This window comes from Pseudonocardia oceanicola (assembly GCF_047200735.1).
GTDB lineage: Bacteria > Actinomycetota > Actinomycetes > Mycobacteriales > Pseudonocardiaceae > Pseudonocardia.
On record NZ_JBJZON010000025.1, the window covers coordinates 96,316 to 111,412 of the forward strand.

The following is a 15,097-nucleotide window of genomic DNA, read 5'->3' on the forward strand; positions in this document are numbered from 1 at the left end:
TGTTTCACGCTAACACCCCGGTTCCTCCGTCGGCAACGGCCCCGAGACGAGGCCGTTGTCCGCCCCCAGCGCGGTCCCGCTCAGATCACGCCTTCGGAACGGGTCGCGCAGCGAGCTCCACCATCGCCCCCAGGCACTCCTCGACCGTCCGCTCGCCGACCCACTCGGCGAGGAGGGCGTCGAGCCGGTCGCGACGCTCGTGCTGCTGCTCTCGCGTCGCGTAGTCCTCGGCCCGTTCACCCAGCAGCGCAGCGACCTTGCGCACCGCGCGCGGCGTGCCGGACGTGACGGTGAGCCAGCGGTCGTCCCCGGTCCGGTAGACGTTGATGACCGCGGCCGGGCCACGGCGAGCCGGTTGCCCGCGCGGGTGGCGTCCCCGCCGAGCTGGTCCTGCACGACGACCTGCCACTCGATCAGGCGGTACAGCGCGTCGTCGAGGGCGAGGTCGATCCGACCCCCGTCGAACCCGAGGTCGTGCGCCTTGCGGTAGCGCGCGGCCTGGACGGCGAACGCACCCATGAGGCCCGCCCACCGAGTCGCCGTGCGAGAAGCCCGTGTGCACGGGCGGGCCGTCCGGGAAGCCGGTCAGGTCCACCACACCGCTCATGGCTTCGGCGACCTTGCCGAAGCCCGGCTCGTCACGCGCCGGCCGCCTGCCCTCCTCGGTGCGGAGGTTCAGGGTGACCGACCTCTTGTTGCGGGCGGCGACCTTCCACCAGAGGTGGGTCCCGTCCATGGCGGGCCCGGCCGACCGGTGCGGGTCACCCTCCCCCGGGTCCTCGACGTGGATCACCTCGGCACCGAGGTCCGCCCTCAGCACTCCCGCGAGCGGACCGGCGATGATGTGCCCGAACTCGACGACCTTGAGGCCGTCCAGCGCGGGAGCGCCCCTCACGTCCGGGCCAGGAAGGGCTCGAGCGCGGCGAGGAACGCCGCCGGCTGCTCCTCCGGGATCCAGTGGCCCGCCTCCTCCACGAGGGCGAACGACACGTCCGGCCCCAGGTCGGGGCCCATGGCCTCGAGCAGCGGCGCACTGTTGCTGCTCGCGCCCGCCACGAGCAGCACCGGGATCGCGAGCGGGGTGCGCAGCAGGCCCTTGTTGACCTCGGCGTCCTGCGGGAGGGCCCGATAGGCCTCGAACGCGGCCCGCATGCCGCCGGGCGCAGCGTAGGTGCGCAGGTAGACGTCCAGCGCGGGCATCACGAGATGCGGATGGTGGGCGCGCAGCTCGTAGAACTGCGTGAGGTACGCCCGCTCCCGGCCCGCGACCAGCATCTCGGCGACGTCCCGCGCCCCGTGGAAGGCCACGTGCCACACGCGCGGGTTGCTGCGCAGCTCCTCCCACGCCGCGGTGCCCGGCACGGGTGCGTCGACCAGGCCGAGCGCCCGGACCCGGTCGCGGTGGTGGGCCGCGACCGAGTAGGCCACGAACGCGCCCATGTCGTGCCCGACCACGCGCAACCGCTCGCCGGGCGCCAGCACGTCGGCGAGCGCGACCACGTCGGCGGCCATGGTCGCCTTGTCGTAGCCGTCCACCGGACGGGCGCTGTCCCCCGCCCCGCGGTAGTCCGGCGCGATCACCCGGTAGCGCTCGGCGAGCCGAGGAATCACTTCGCGCCACTCGTACCAGGTCTGCGGGAAGCCGTGCAGGAGCAGGAGCGGCTCCCCCGTGCCTGTGGTGACGTAGTGCAGCCGGGTACCGTTGACGTCCGCCTTCCCGTGCACGATGTCGCTGCTCATCCTGTCCTGGCCCCCCCGTTGACGTTGAGGAACACCCCGGACACGTAGTCCGAGTCGGGCCCGGCGAGGTAGAGGGCGGCCCCCGCGACGTCGGCGGGCACACCGCGCGCGCCCGCCCTGCCGTGCGGCCGGAGCGGGACGTCCGCGGTGAACACGGCGAGCTGCTCGGCGGTGAAGGACTCGTGGATCTCGGTGGGGATCAGACCCGGGCAGATCGCGTTGACGCAGATCCCGTCCGCGCCGAGAGTGAAGGACAGCGTCGCGGTGAGCCCCAGCAGCCCCGCCTTCGACGCGGCGTAGGCGGGATGGGTCGAGGGCCGCCCGTTCAGCGCGGCGATCGACGCGACGTTGACGATCTTCCCCCGGCCCGCCGCCCGCATGTCCGGCAGGCAGGCGCGGATACACCAGAACGCCCCGTCGACGTTGATCCGCATGATGCGGGACCAGCTCTCGTCGGTGACCTCCCAGGGCGGGCACGGCTCGGCCACACCCGCGTTGTTGACCAGGATGTCGACCGGCCCGAGCCGCTCGCGCACGCCGGCCGCCGCCTTCTCGACGGCGACCGGGTCCGAGACGTCCACCCGGTCCTCCTCGACCTCCGCGGACAGGTCCCAGGCCGCGACCCGGGCGCCCTCCGCGGTGAACCGCTCGACGATCGCCCGGCCCAGGCCGCGCGCGCCACCGGTGACGACCGCGACGCGCCCCTCGAGCACGCCGGCCATCAGCCGATCAGACCCAGCTCGTACCGGCCGACGTAGTCGAAGAGCTGGTTGGTCGTGAACGAGTGCAGGTACCCGGCGCGAGCGTCCCGGTAGAGCCGCTCCAGCACGTGACCACGTCGGAACGACGAGCCACCGACCAGCCGGAACGCCTCGTCGGTGACGCTCATGGCCGCTTCCGTGGTGGCGACCTTCACGGTGTCCCAGCGCGGTTTGCGCTCGGCCGCCGCCCACTCCTCGAAGCCCCCGTCGACCGCGATCCGCCCGGTTGCGTCGACGACGCGGTCGGCCACCTCGATCTGCCACCACATCCGGCCGAGCGCGTGCTGGACGTACCCGACCTGCTTGACGTCGGTGTCCTGGCCCCCCATGGTGGCCCCGAGGTGCTTGTCCTTGAGGATGTCCTTCGCGACCCGGTAGGCCTTGTCGGCCAGGCCGAGGTAGACGCCGGCGAAGCCCATCGCCGCCCATTCGGCCTCGCCGATCAGGCCCTGCCGGAAGTTCCCGCCGTACATGGCGGGCGTGGCCGGGGTGCCGTCGAGGACGAGTGTGTGGCTGCCCGTGCCGCGCATGCCCATGGTGTCCCAGGTGTGGTCGACCGTGAGGTTCGGCGAGTCCGTGGGGATGATGAAGACGGCCTCGCGCTGCGCATGCTCCTTGAAGTCCGTGGGCAGCGACCCGTCCGCGTCGGTGACCGTGGCGTTGAGCGCAATCAGGTCCGAGCCCAGGACCAGGGTGGACCAGTTCTTCTTGCCGGTGATCCGCCAGCCGTCCCCCTCGGGTACGGCCACGGTGTCGGCGAGACCGGACAGCCCCGCACGGGCTTCGCTGAACGGCCCGCAGAGGATCTTCCGGTCCTCCCCGACCGCCCGCATGATCCACTCCCGGACGGACTCGTCCAGCGCGGGGCTGTTCCGGAAGATCCCGACCATCGCCTGGTGCATGTTGTAGGCCAGCGCGATCGACGGGTCGCCGTTCGCGAGGATGCGCGCGACCCTCGACGCCGTCAGGATGTCGGCCCCGAGACCGCCGTAGCGCTTCGGCACGGCCATCGCGGTGATCAGGCTCTGCTTGTACGGCTCGACGGTCTCGGTCGGGAAGCGGTTCTCGTCGTCGACCTCGCGGCCGAGGGCGTCCCACGTCTTGGCGAGCTGCTCGGCCTGGTCGAAGAGCTCCGCCTGCTCGTCGGGGGTGATCTCCGGGGTGTGCTTGTTCACGGGGTCCTCTCGGGGTCGGTGCGGGTCAGCGGAGAGTGCGGAAGAACTCGCGGAGCTCGGTCACCACGAGGTCGGGCTGTTCGGCGGGCGGGTAGTGCCCTCCCTTGGGCATCACGGTCCACCGCTGCAGGTTCACGGCGTCGGCTGCGACCCTGCGGGGCAGGAGCAGCAACTCCTTCGGGAACACCGCGAACGCGGTGGGCACCTCGATCGCGGGCCGCCGGTCGTGCCGGGGCGGCGGCGGGGCGCCGTTCGTGTAGTGCTCGTGGTAGATCCGCATCGACGATCCGATGGATCCGGTGAACCAGTAGATCGAGGCCGTCGTGCAGAGGAAGTCCCGGTCGAACAGGGCGAAGAAGTCGCCGTCGTCCTTCCAGTCCCCCCAGTCCCTGCGCCGACCGAGGATCCACGCGGCCAGACCGACCGGGGAGTCGGTCAGCGCGTAGGCGAGCGTCTGCGGCTCGTTGCGGTGCACCGTCGAGTGGCTCTGGATCGTCGGGCGGGCCAGCGCGGCCTGCTCGACCATCCACTTCTCGTCCGGGCCGAAGTCGTCCGCCGTGATCTCCCACAGCCGCACCCCGGGGATGTTCGGCAGGGTCAGCCAGGCCCCGATCACGTGGTCGGGGAACCCGTGCGCCACCTCGCCGCTGGTCGTGGAGCCCCAGTCCCCGCCGCCGACGGCGTACCGCTCGTAGCCGAGCACGTCGTGCATCAGGGTGTGCCAGTACTCGGCGATCTTGCGGGCCCCGAACCCCGTGTCGGTGAGCGGGGTGGAGAAGCCGAATCCCGGCATCGACGGCACCACGACGTCGAAGGAGTCCGCCGGGTCACCCCCGTGCGCCGCCGGGTCGGTGAGCGGCCCGATCACCTTGCGCCAGTCCCAGAAGGTCCACGGCCAGCCGTGCGAGAGGATGATCGGGACCGGGTTCGGCCCCTTGCCCCTGGCGTGCACGAAGTGGATCGGCGTGCCGTCGATCTCGACCTTGTAGTTGGGCAGGTCGTTGATCTGCTTCTCCTGGGCGCGCCAGTCGTAGTCCTCCGCCCAGTAGCGCACCAGGTCCTGCAGCCAGGGCAGCTCGACGCCGTAGCTCCCCGTGGGATTCCCCGCGTCACCGGGCCAGCGGGTGTGGCGCAGCCGCTGGCGCAGCGCGTCCACCTCCGCGTCCGGGATTGCGACGGTGAACGGCTCCGGCCGCGTGACGGACCGTGTCATCGAGGACTCCTTCGTCGAATGGGTGACGCCGACCACCCTGAAAACAACTATTTGTCTCGCCTAGGCCGAGCCGCGGACAGTGGCGAACGGGTCCTCCACGGTCGGCTGGCCCGCGTCGACCATCGTCGGCGAGGTGAAGGTCATGACGTGGAACTCCGCCTTGGGGAACCGGGCGAACGCGCCCTGCTGGCCCGCGAGGCTCGCCGGGGCGAACGTCGAGAGGCCGTAGAGGTCCATCGGCGCGGCCTCCTCCAGGGCGGTCTTCATGGTCGCGCGTGTGACGTCCCCGTCGATCGACTCCGCGACGGTCATCGCCGCGTGGGCGGACAGCCAGGCGTTCAGCCCCGCGTACCGGCGCGTCGCGGGCGAGTCCTCGGCGCCGGCGGCGTCGAGCTCCTCGTGGTACTTCGCGATCCCCGGCACTGCCTTGTCGTCTGTGGACGGGAACGGCGCGGCGACGAGCATTCGGTTCGCCAGCTCCCCGATGCCCGCGGCCTCGGACTGGCCGAACGTGAACGCGGTGCCGGTGATGCGGGCCTGCAGTCCGATGGCATCGGCGGCCTTGACGAAGGCCTGGAACCCGGCAGGGCCCAGAGCGACGGTGACGGACTCCGCGCCGGAGTCCTTGACCTGCTGGGCGTACGGCGCGTAGTCCGTGACCCCCTGTGCGGGGATCTTGATGATCGGCTTCACGTCGAGGCCGATATTGCGGCCCACCTCCGACGCCGTCTCGGCCTGCCGGATGCCGATGGGCAGGTCGATCGTGGCGAACACGTAGCTCGCCGCGCCGTCCGCCTTGGCGGCGTAGGGCAGCGTGGCGTACGCGCCGTACGTGCCGCCGTGCAGCGGGAACTCGAACGGGCTGGTGTAGTCGATCTCGGAGCCGGTCGAGACGAGCCCGATGTCCGGGATCTCCGCCTTCTCGATGACCGGCATCGACTGGGCGTTGTAGATGTCGACGCGCCCGACGATCGCGTCGACGCCCTCGGTGTCCGCCTGCCGCGCGCAGGCGACGGCCTGGTTGACCTCGCCTCGGGTGTTGCAGAAGAAGAACTCGACCGGCTTGCCGTTCACGCCGCCGGCCTTGTTGACGGCGTCGACGGCGGCCCGGGCCCCCGCCTCGACGTCCGGATAGTTCGTCAGGCTGGAGCCGACGGAGGTGATCACGCCGACCTTGAAGGCGTCACCTCCGGAGTTCTCGGACCCACCTCCCGCACAGCCCGCCGCCACCAGCGCGACGGTCGCGCCGAGCACCGCGACGGCACCCCCGCGGGAGCGCACAGAGAACCTCATCGTTCCTCCACAGTGGTCTTCCCCGACCTGGGCCCGCCCCGGCGGATGCCGGGGCGGGTCTCACTACTTCGCGTACCGGTTCGCCGGGTAGGTGAGCCCGAGGTTCTCCCGCAGCGTGGTGCCCGCGTAGTCGTCCCGGACGAGGCCGCGCCGGCGCAGGATCGGCACCACGTGCTCACAGAAGTCGGACACGCCCTCGGGCACGTCGGAGATCTGCAGGATGAACCCGTCGCAGGCTCCGGTCTCGTACCACTCCTGGAACTCGTCCGCCGCAGCCTCGGCGGACTTCGGGTAGATGTTGGTTCCGTTGAAGCCCTGGACCAGCTCCCGCATGGTCAGACCCTGGTCCCGGGCCCGGGTGAGCATGTACTCCTGGTGCGCGCGAGGCATGCCCCGGGCAACCTCGGGCAGCTCGATCTCGGGGACGAGCTCGTCCATGTCGTACTGGGCGAGGTCGATGCCGAAGTACATCTCGGCGAAGTGGCGGGAGACGCCGTCGTCGAGCAGGGCCTGCATGCGCTCGTACTTCTCGTTCGCCTCCTCCTCGGTCCGCCCGATGACCGGGTTGATCGAGGCGAGCACCTTGATGCTGTCCGGGTCGCGGCCCGCGGCGACGGCCCCGTCCTTGATCTTGGTGTAGTACTCCCGGGCCCGGTCGATGCTCGAGTTCACGGAGAAGAGCACCTCGCCGTTGCGCGCGGCGAAGGCGATGCCGTCCGCCGAGGCACCCGCCTGGCAGATCACCGGGTAGCCCTGCGGAGGCCGCTCCATGTTCAGCGGCCCCGCGACCTGGAAGTGCTCCCCCTTGTGGTCGAGCTTGTGGAACTTCTCGGCGTGGAAGAACTGCCCGGCGTACTTGTCCCGGATCACTGCGTCGTCCTCGAAGGTGTCCCACAGGCCCTTGACCACGTCCAGGAACTCCTGCGCGCGGGCGTACCGCTCCGGGCGGGGCGGGATGCGGTCGAGGCCGTAGTTCTGCGCCTGGTCGTCGGTGTAGCTGGTGACGACGTTCCACCCCGCGCGGCCGTGCGAGATGTGATCCAGCGAGCCGATCATCCGGGCCAGGTTGAACGGTTCGGAGAAGGTCGTCGACGCCGTCGCGACCAGGCCGATCCGCTCGGTGACGGCGGCGAGTGCGGCGATCGTCGTGATCGTCTCGAGCCGGGCGCCGCGAGCGGTCTTGGCCAGGTACTCGTTGGGCAGCGGCCAGGCGTCGAGCCGGTCACCGAGGAAGACGATGTCCAGCTTGGCGGCCTCGGCCTCCTGGGCCATCCGCTTGTAGTTGTCGAAGCTCATCAGGTCGTCGCCCGGGCTGTCCGGCAGCCGCCACGCGCCGTGGTGGTGCCCGCCGGGCCACAGGAACAGCGCCCAGACGGCGGGTCCTTCTCGTCGTGCCATGACTCTCTCCCGTTCAGCTGGACGCCGCGAGATACGACGCCTCGATCTCCTTGACCCGCCCTGCCAGCTCCGCGGCCGGACCGCCGAGCACCACCCGCCCGCGTTCCAGCACGAGGACCTGGTCCGCGATCCGCATCGCCTGGTCCACGTGCTGCTCGACCAACACGACCGCGACGCCGTCGTCGGCCGCCTTCCGCACCGCCTCCAGCAGCCGAGTGACCACCAACGGCGCCAGCCCCAGCGACAGCTCGTCGACCAGCAGCAACCGCGGCGACCGCGCCAGCGCGCGGCCGAGGGTGACCATCTGCTGCTCACCGCCGGAGAGCAGGCCTGCTCGTCGATCGAGCAGAGGCTCGACCTCGGGGAACAGTGCCACGACGGCCGCGGGGTCACAGCGGCCGACGCGCAGGTTCTCCGCGACGGTCAGCTCCATGAACACCGACCGCTCCTCGGTCACGAACGCGACCCCGGTGCGGGCCCGACGGTGCAGCCCCCGCGGGGCGGGCACCCCGAGCAGGTCGACCGACCCCGCCTGCGCCTCGAGCTCGCCCGCGAGGCCCAGCAGCGTGGTGGTCTTGCCCGCCCCGTTGGGCCCGAGGACGACGACCACCTCGCCCGCCCCGACCTCCAGGTCCAGCCCCTCGACGACCGGCCGCCCCGTGTAGCCCAGGCTCAGGTCGCGAGCGACCAGCACCGACCCGCTCATCGGCTCTCCTCCCCCGCGCCCACGGCCGCGTGCTCGCCGCCCAGGTAGGCCCGGACGACCTCCGGGTCGCGGCGGATCTCCTCCGGCGTGCCCCGCGCGATCTGGTGGCCGAAGTTCAGCACCACCAGCTCGTCGCACACACTCATGACGAACGACATGTCGTGCTCCACGACCAGCACCCCGATCCCCCAGCCCTCGACCAGCCTGCGGATCGCCCGGCCGAGCTCGGCGGTCTCGACGGAGTCCAGGCCGGCAGCGGGCTCGTCGAGCAGCAGGACCGACGGCTCGCCCGCGATCGCGCGGGCGATGGCGACGAGCCTGCGCCTGCCGTAGGGCAGCGCGGCGACCGTGGTGTCCAGGTCGGACTCCAGGCCCAGCTCGCGCACCGCGGCCAGCGCCGCGGGGGTCAGCGGACTGCGCCGCGGCCGGACGAGGTCGGTGAGATAGGTCAGCCCGCCCGCCGGATCGCCCGCGACGGCGAGGTTCTCCCGAACGGTGCTGCTCTCGAACAGCTCCAGCGACTGGAACGACCGGCTGACGCCGGCGCGGGTCCGGCGGTGGACCGGCCACCCCGTCACGTCCGCGCTGTCGAGCACGACGGTTCCCTCGGCGGGCGTGACGAACCCGGTGATCGCGTCGATCAGCGTCGTCTTGCCGGCGCCGTTCGGGCCGATCAGGCCGACGACCCGGCCCGGCTCGACCGCCAGGCTCGCTCCGGCGACCGCCGTGACACCGCCGAACCGCACGACCACGCCGTCGACCTCGAGCCGCCCGGGGCGCACCCGGTGGGACTCGACCTCCGTGTGCGGCTGCGGCGGCTCCTCGGGCTGCCGCTTCCGGAACCGGGCGGCGAGGTGCTGGAACTGGTGGATCTGCGCTCCCGCCATGCCGTCCGGGTGCAGCAGCGCGAAGAGCACCACGACCAGGCCGCCGATCGTCGAAAGCCAGGCGGGCGAGGCGTCCGGCGCGAACTGGTGGATCAGCCAGGTGCCGAAACCGCCGGTGACCAGGGTGCCGCCGAGCGGCGCGCCCCCGACGAACCCGATGCCGCCGATGAACCCGTAGCCCACCGCGAGGATGGACTGGAGCGGATCGAACTCGCTGTAGAGGATCGTCGCGTTGCGGAACGCGACGAGGATGCCGCCGATGCCGGCGATCACCGCCGCGAAGCCGAAGGCGAAGAGCTTGACCCGCAGCACGTCGATGCCCAGGGCCGCGGCGGCGCGCTCGTTGGTGCGCACCGCGATCATGCGTCTGCCGCTGGAGCCACGTCGGACGTTGGCCACGACGACGGCGCACACGGTGAACAGGACCAGGATCAACAGGGCCCAGCGCCGCGGGTAGAAGACGGTGTCGAGGTCGATCCCGAACAGCGTCTGCGCGCCGACCGGGGTGCCGTCGAAGCCGCCGGTGAAGGCGCCGTTGGTGAAGACCAGCGCGGCCACCGTCGCACCCAGCCCGAGCGTGACGATCGCGAGGTCGATCCCGCGCGTGCGCAGGGCGGGCAGCGCGAAGAGCAGCCCGACGACCAGGACCGCCGCCAGTGCCAGGACCGAGGCCAGCGGGAAGGGTAGGCCGAGGTCGGCGACGAGCCGGCCCGCGACGAGCGCCGCGACCCCGCCCAGCGCGAACTGCGCGAGGCTCAGCTGGCCGGTGTAGCCGAGCAGCGCGACCACCGACAGCAGCACGATCCCCCAGCTGAGCGTGACGCCGAGGGAGATGACCAGCTCCTCCTCCAGCCCCACGGCCAGCAGGAACCCGGCGACCACGACCAGCCCGGCGACCCAGGGCCAGCGGATCCGCCCGGTCCCGAGCGTCGGGAGCTTCTGCGTCCCGGCGCTGCGGGACGGCACCCCCTGCCCGCGCAGCACCAGCACGGCGAGGATCACCAGGAACGGCACCGCCTGCATCGCGCCGGGCACGAAGTCGACATACCGGGCCACCAGCGACTGCAGGATCCCGATCACCATGGCGCCGAGGAGGGTCAGCCAGAAGGACTGGAGCCGCCCGATCAGCGCCGCGGCGAGCACCGGGATGACCAGTAGCGGCATCGCGTCGACGGTGACCCCGACGAGCGGGGCGATGAGGATCCCGGCGACGGCCGCGAGCCCCCAGCCCAGACCCCAGGTCGTGCCGCCCAGCAGGTGCGGTGACCAGCCCAGCGTCGAGGCCGCGCGGGGGTTCTCGGCGTTGGCCCGGATGGCCAGCCCCACGGAGGTGTACCGCGACACGGCCCAGAGCGCGACCGTCAGGACCACCGCGATCAGCAGGAGCAGCAGCTTGTCCAGCCCGATCGCGACGCCCGCGACGTTCAGCAGCGTCGTCGGCAGGTCCGAGTCCAGCGTCCGCGGGAACGGTCCCCAGATCAGCAGCGCGACGCCCTGCAGCAGCATGAACAGGCCCAGGGTGCTGATCACCCTGGCGAGCGCGGACGCCCGGCCGAGCGGGCGCATGACAAGGTGGTACGTCGCGAGACCGAGGCCGATGCTGATCACCACGGCCAGCAGTGCGGCGGGCCCGAAGCCCCAACCCCAGCCCGCGCGGGCCTGCCAGTAGAGGTAGGCGGCGAGCATCGCGACCGCACCGTGGGCGAAGTTGACCACGCCCGAACCCCGGTAGATCAGCAGCAGGCCCTGCGCGAGCAGGGTGTACGCCGTGCCGATACCGAGGCCGAGCAACGCGAACTGGAGGACGGTCGTCATCGGATCGCCTCCAGGGGATCGGGCTTCGGGGCGCCGCCCGCGGGGACCATGCGGCCGCCCGAGAAGGTCAGGACCTCGAAGGGCGTCGGGGGGAAGCGGGGGAAGGCGCCGTCGGAGGCTGCGCCGAGGTCGGCCGGGTCCCAGGTCAGGACACCCTCGACGTCGACCGCCTTGGCCTGGCGCAGGGCCGCGATCATGCTCCCGGCGGTGATGTCGCCTTGGATGCTGCCGGCCACGTCCGCGGCGGCGTGCACGGCGAGCCACGCGTTCAGCCCGGCCGAGCGACGCAGGGCCAGGTCGTCCACGGCCACCCCCGCGGAGTCGAGGTCGGCGTTGAAGGTCGCGTTCTGCGACGGCGCGCCGTACGGGCTGATCACCCAGATGCCGTCCGAGGCCGGGCCGATGGCCTGGGCCTCGGACTCACCGAAGGAGAACACCGAGGCGGCCAACTGGGCGTCCACCCCGAGCGCGTCCGCCGCCTTGTAGACCGCCTGCAGGCCTTGCGGGCCGAGCAGCACCATGGCGCAGTCCGCGCCGCGGTCCTTGATCTGCTGGGCGTACGGGGCGTAGTCGGTCACGCCCTGGGCCGGGACGATGATCTGTCCGGCGGACGGCATCCCGGCCGCCGCGGCGACCTTCTCGATCATGTCCGCCTGGGCGGCCGTGGCCGCGAAGTCCAGCCGGACGATCGCCATCTTCTTCTTGCCCGCGGCCAGGAAGGCGTACGGGCCCGCGGCGTAGGCGCCGTAGTTGCCCGCGTGCAGGGGGAACGACACCGGGCTCTGCGAGTCGATCTCCGCGATCGGCACCGCCCCGACGTCCGGGATGCCGGCCTTCTCCAGGATCGGCGTGGTCTGGGTTGTGTAGATGTCGACGCGCCCGACGATCGCGTCGACCCCGTCGTCCGCGGCCTGCCGCGCGCAGGTCAGGGCCCCGTTCGCCTCGCCCTTGGTGTTGCAGAACGAGTACTCGATCTGCTTGCCGTTCACCCCGCCGGCGGCGTTGATCGCCTGCACCGCGGCCTTCGCCCCGGCGTCGACGTCCGGGTAGTTGGTCAGGCCCGTGCCCTCGGCCGCGATCGCGCGGATGGTCAAGGTGGCGGGGTCACCACTGTCGGTGGCTCCCCCTCCGCCGGCGCACGCCGTCAGGATCAGCGCGGCACCCACGACCGGCGCCAGCAGGCGCAGCCGGGTCCCGGTGAGCGTCATCGTTCCTCCACACTGAGCGAACAGAAGGTGATTCAGGACCGAGCAGTCGGCCCGTGGGTTCAGCGCCGGCAGCCAGCCCCGCTACCGACCCGGTAGGCGATTCGGATCCACCTCGAGAGGGCGCCGGTAGGAGACGTCGGAGCGGTCCCGGGCGGGTTGGGCACCGGATCGCATCCGAGCGATCGTGGCATCGTCGAGTCCCTTCACGACGGTCATCGCCGCCGCATCGAGCGTCTTCGGGACCTCGTCGAGGGGCGCCCAGTCCCGGATACAGACCCGAGTCGCGATGGCCCAACGACCCTCGCGCTTCTCGAGGCGGTCGACGTAGCGCCCCCCACTCACCGCGAGCGGGCTCCCCTCACGGTTCATGCCGACGAACATGTAGTAGGTCTCGGTATGGGCGACGTCGCCGTCGAGATCGACGGTGTAGTTCAGCACGCAGTGCTGATGCGAGAGGTGCGTCTTCGTGTGCATCGCGACTGCCCAGTCCACGAACTCCCCGGGCCCTCCCACGAACACGCCGTGGTCGTCGATCGCGTCCGGGTGGTAGACGGACAGCAGCAGGTCGCGGTCGAGCCGGTCGATACCGCGGGAGTAGGACATCAGGCAGTCGTGGATGGCCTGACGGTCCTGCAACTCGCGGATCGCCTGCTCGATCTCGTCCGGGGTCATGCTCACCACCTCGTCGGGTCGGCGCCGTCGGCGACGGCATACCCGGACGGCTTCGAACCGTCCGAACAAGTATTTGTTTCATCGTGGAGCCACTCACCCGGGAGTGTCAAGGGAGCGGCGCGCGAAGGCAGCCTCCCCCGTCCCGGCGGCCCGCGGCCGGAGCACCCGGCCCCATTGCCCCCGGGGCAGCCCACTGCTAGCTTCCGAACAAACAATTGTTCACGGAGGTGTGGACATGATGTCGAAATCTCTCCGGCAGCAGCGCCCGACCCCACCGCCGACTCCGCTCGGGAGTTCCGAGCTTCGGGTGGAGCACGCGCTGGCAGAACTCCGCCGGGGCCGGCTGGTCCTGATCGTCGACGACGAGGACCGCGAGAACGAGGGCGACCTCGTCGTGGCCGCCGAGCTGGCCACTCCGGAGCAGATGGCCTTCATGATCCGGCACACGAGCGGCTTGCTCTGCGTGGCGATCACCGAAGAGCGGGCCGAGGAGCTGCGGCTGCCCCTCATGGTGGCCGACGGCGACGACCCCAAGGGCACGGCCTTCACCGTCTCGGTCGACCTGCGGGCCGGCACGTCGACCGGGGTCTCGGCAACGGACCGGGCCCTGACCGTGCGGGCCCTCGCGGTTCCCGCGACCCGTCCCGCGGACCTGTGCCGGCCCGGGCACGTCTTCCCGCTGATCGCCCGGCCCGGGGGCGTCCTGCAACGCACCGGCCACACCGAGAGCACCGTCGACCTCTGCCGGCTCGCCGGCCTGGAGCCCGTCGGCGTCCTCGCCGAGGTCACCAACGACGACGGCACGATGGCCCGTCGCCCCGGGCTGCGCCGCTTCGCGGCCGAGCACGGCCTCGCGATGCTCTCGGTCGCCGACATCGTCAGCTACCGCCGCGAGCGTGGCGCACTGGTGACGCGCGAGGCCGCCGGACGTGTCCCCTCGGAGCACGGTGAGTTCACGGCCATCTCGTTCCGCTCCGCCACCGACGGCATCGAGCACGTCGCCCTGGTGCTGGGGGAGGTGGACCAGCACGGCGGGCAGGACGATCCCGTCCTCGTCCGTGTGCACTCCGAGTGCCTCACCGGCGATGTCTTCGGGTCGCGTCGCTGCGACTGCGGCGAGCAGCTCGACGCGGCCATGGCCAGGATCGGCGAGGCCGGCCGCGGTGTCGTCGTCTACCTGCGCGGACACGAGGGCCGCGGGGTCGGGCTGTCGCACAAGCTACGCGCCTACACGCTGCAGGACGCCGGGCTGGACACGGTGGACGCCAACCTCGCGCAGGGTCTGCCGGTCGACAGCCGCGAGTACGGCATCGGCGCACAGATCCTGCGCGAGCTCGGGGTGCACAGCGTCCGGCTGATGACCAACAACCCCGCCAAGTACCGGGGCCTTGCGGGGCACGGCGTACGGATCGTCGACCGGGAGCCGATCGTCATCGCACCCAATCCGGACAACCTGCACTATCTCGCGACCAAGCGCACCCGGATGGACCACCGGCTCGGCGAGAGCGAGGTCTCGTGAGCACCCAGGAGGACGTCGCACTGTTCAAGCAGGCCATGGCCTCCTTCCCCAGCGGCGTCATGATCGTGACCACGATCGACGCGAACGGGCGCTGGTGGGGCTTCACCGCCACGTCCTTCTGCTCGGTCTCCATGGACCCACCGCTCGTCCTCGTCTGCCTGGCCGACACTGCGGAGTGCCATCCCGTCTTCGCCGCGGCCGAGCGCTGGGTCGTACACGTCGTGCATCCCGAGCACGCCGATCTCGCCGTACGGTTCGCCACCCGCGGCGCAGACAAGTTCGCCGACGCAGGGTTCGTCACCGACGAGCACGGCCTGCCGGTCCTCGACCGCGCCTGCGTGACACTGAGCTGCACCCCGTACGCTCGGCACGCCGGCGGCGACCACACGATCCTGATCGGTCAGGTGGAGCGGTCACACGTCGGGGACGACCTCCCCGCCGTCTATTTCCGACGGGGCTTCCACGCGCTGCCCACACCTACCTGACGGAGGGGCCTGGTGGAGCGTGCCGTCCGCACAGTCGAATCCGGTGCACCCGCAGCACTTCTCGATCTTCCGCCCGGCTGCGCGCCATGACATCCTCATTGGACATCCGCAGCAGCGTCGCGAGGATCTCCTGCTTGCTCGGGTAATGGTGGTAGAGCCCCGGGACCGACAACCCCGCCTTGGCCGCGATCGACCGCACCGTCGTCCCGTGGTAGCCGAAGCGGA

14 protein-coding genes are annotated in these 15,097 nt (G+C 71.4%); 2 read left to right on the forward strand and 12 right to left on the reverse strand.

Annotation, left to right across the window (positions count from 1 at the left end):
- Positions 1-85: 85 nt before the first annotated feature.
- The 11 genes from ACL02T_RS27910 to ACL02T_RS27960 form a co-directional block, all read right to left on the reverse strand.
- Positions 86-895: a CoA transferase gene (locus tag ACL02T_RS27910; RefSeq protein ID WP_412833761.1), complete on the reverse strand. Its 810-nt coding sequence runs from the start codon at positions 893-895 to the stop codon at positions 86-88.
- Positions 892-1,740 carry an alpha/beta fold hydrolase gene (locus ACL02T_RS27915; protein WP_412833762.1) on the reverse strand — a complete coding sequence of 283 codons (849 nt, stop codon included), beginning with the start codon at positions 1,738-1,740 and terminating at the stop codon, positions 892-894. The genes ACL02T_RS27910 and ACL02T_RS27915 overlap by 4 nt, the downstream gene beginning before the upstream one ends.
- The gene (locus ACL02T_RS27920) at positions 1,737-2,462 is read right to left on the reverse strand and encodes an SDR family NAD(P)-dependent oxidoreductase (RefSeq protein WP_412833763.1); all 726 of its coding nucleotides are present in this window, start codon (positions 2,460-2,462) and stop codon (positions 1,737-1,739) included. Before ACL02T_RS27920 ends, ACL02T_RS27915 begins: the two co-directional genes overlap by 4 nt.
- On the reverse strand, positions 2,462-3,676 hold the full coding sequence (locus ACL02T_RS27925) for an acyl-CoA dehydrogenase family protein (RefSeq protein ID WP_412833764.1): 1,215 nt from the start codon (positions 3,674-3,676) through the stop codon (positions 2,462-2,464). The genes ACL02T_RS27920 and ACL02T_RS27925 overlap by 1 nt, the downstream gene beginning before the upstream one ends.
- A gap of 25 nt (positions 3,677-3,701) precedes the next feature.
- Complete coding sequence (locus ACL02T_RS27930; protein WP_412833765.1) at positions 3,702-4,889, reverse strand: epoxide hydrolase family protein; 1,188 nt, start codon at positions 4,887-4,889, stop codon at positions 3,702-3,704.
- Between the two features lie 60 nt (positions 4,890-4,949).
- On the reverse strand, positions 4,950-6,182 hold the full coding sequence (locus ACL02T_RS27935; RefSeq protein WP_412833766.1) for an ABC transporter substrate-binding protein: 1,233 nt from the start codon (positions 6,180-6,182) through the stop codon (positions 4,950-4,952).
- A 63-nt stretch (positions 6,183-6,245) separates the two neighbouring features.
- Positions 6,246-7,580: an LLM class flavin-dependent oxidoreductase gene (locus ACL02T_RS27940; protein WP_412833767.1), complete on the reverse strand. Its 1,335-nt coding sequence runs from the start codon at positions 7,578-7,580 to the stop codon at positions 6,246-6,248.
- A 13-nt stretch (positions 7,581-7,593) separates the two neighbouring features.
- A complete protein-coding gene (locus ACL02T_RS27945) occupies positions 7,594-8,286 on the reverse strand; it encodes an ABC transporter ATP-binding protein (RefSeq protein WP_412833768.1) in 693 nt (230 codons plus the stop codon).
- On the reverse strand, positions 8,283-10,988 hold the full coding sequence (locus ACL02T_RS27950; protein WP_412833769.1) for an ABC transporter permease subunit: 2,706 nt from the start codon (positions 10,986-10,988) through the stop codon (positions 8,283-8,285). Before ACL02T_RS27950 ends, ACL02T_RS27945 begins: the two co-directional genes overlap by 4 nt.
- Positions 10,985-12,196 (reverse strand): ABC transporter substrate-binding protein, encoded by a 1,212-nt coding sequence (locus ACL02T_RS27955; protein WP_412833770.1) that lies wholly within the window; start codon positions 12,194-12,196, stop codon positions 10,985-10,987. The genes ACL02T_RS27950 and ACL02T_RS27955 overlap by 4 nt, the downstream gene beginning before the upstream one ends.
- 81 nt (positions 12,197-12,277) lie before the next feature.
- Positions 12,278-12,868, reverse strand: a complete 591-nt coding sequence (locus ACL02T_RS27960) for a nuclear transport factor 2 family protein (protein ID WP_412833771.1) — start codon at positions 12,866-12,868, stop codon at positions 12,278-12,280.
- Between the two features lie 307 nt (positions 12,869-13,175).
- Between ACL02T_RS27960 and ACL02T_RS27965 the strand changes: the two genes are divergently transcribed.
- Both ACL02T_RS27965 and ACL02T_RS27970 read left to right on the forward strand, forming a co-directional pair.
- Entirely contained in the window at positions 13,176-14,387 is a 1,212-nt protein-coding gene (locus tag ACL02T_RS27965) for a bifunctional 3,4-dihydroxy-2-butanone-4-phosphate synthase/GTP cyclohydrolase II (protein WP_412833772.1), read from the forward strand.
- The gene (locus tag ACL02T_RS27970) at positions 14,384-14,872 is read left to right on the forward strand and encodes a flavin reductase family protein (protein WP_412833773.1); all 489 of its coding nucleotides are present in this window, start codon (positions 14,384-14,386) and stop codon (positions 14,870-14,872) included. The genes ACL02T_RS27965 and ACL02T_RS27970 overlap by 4 nt, the downstream gene beginning before the upstream one ends.
- Here ACL02T_RS27970 and ACL02T_RS27975 read toward each other — a convergent pair.
- A partial coding sequence (locus ACL02T_RS27975; protein WP_412833774.1) for a TetR/AcrR family transcriptional regulator occupies positions 14,865-15,097 on the reverse strand: 233 nt, incomplete at its 5' end. The two genes, ACL02T_RS27970 and ACL02T_RS27975, sit on opposite strands and share 8 nt — an antisense overlap.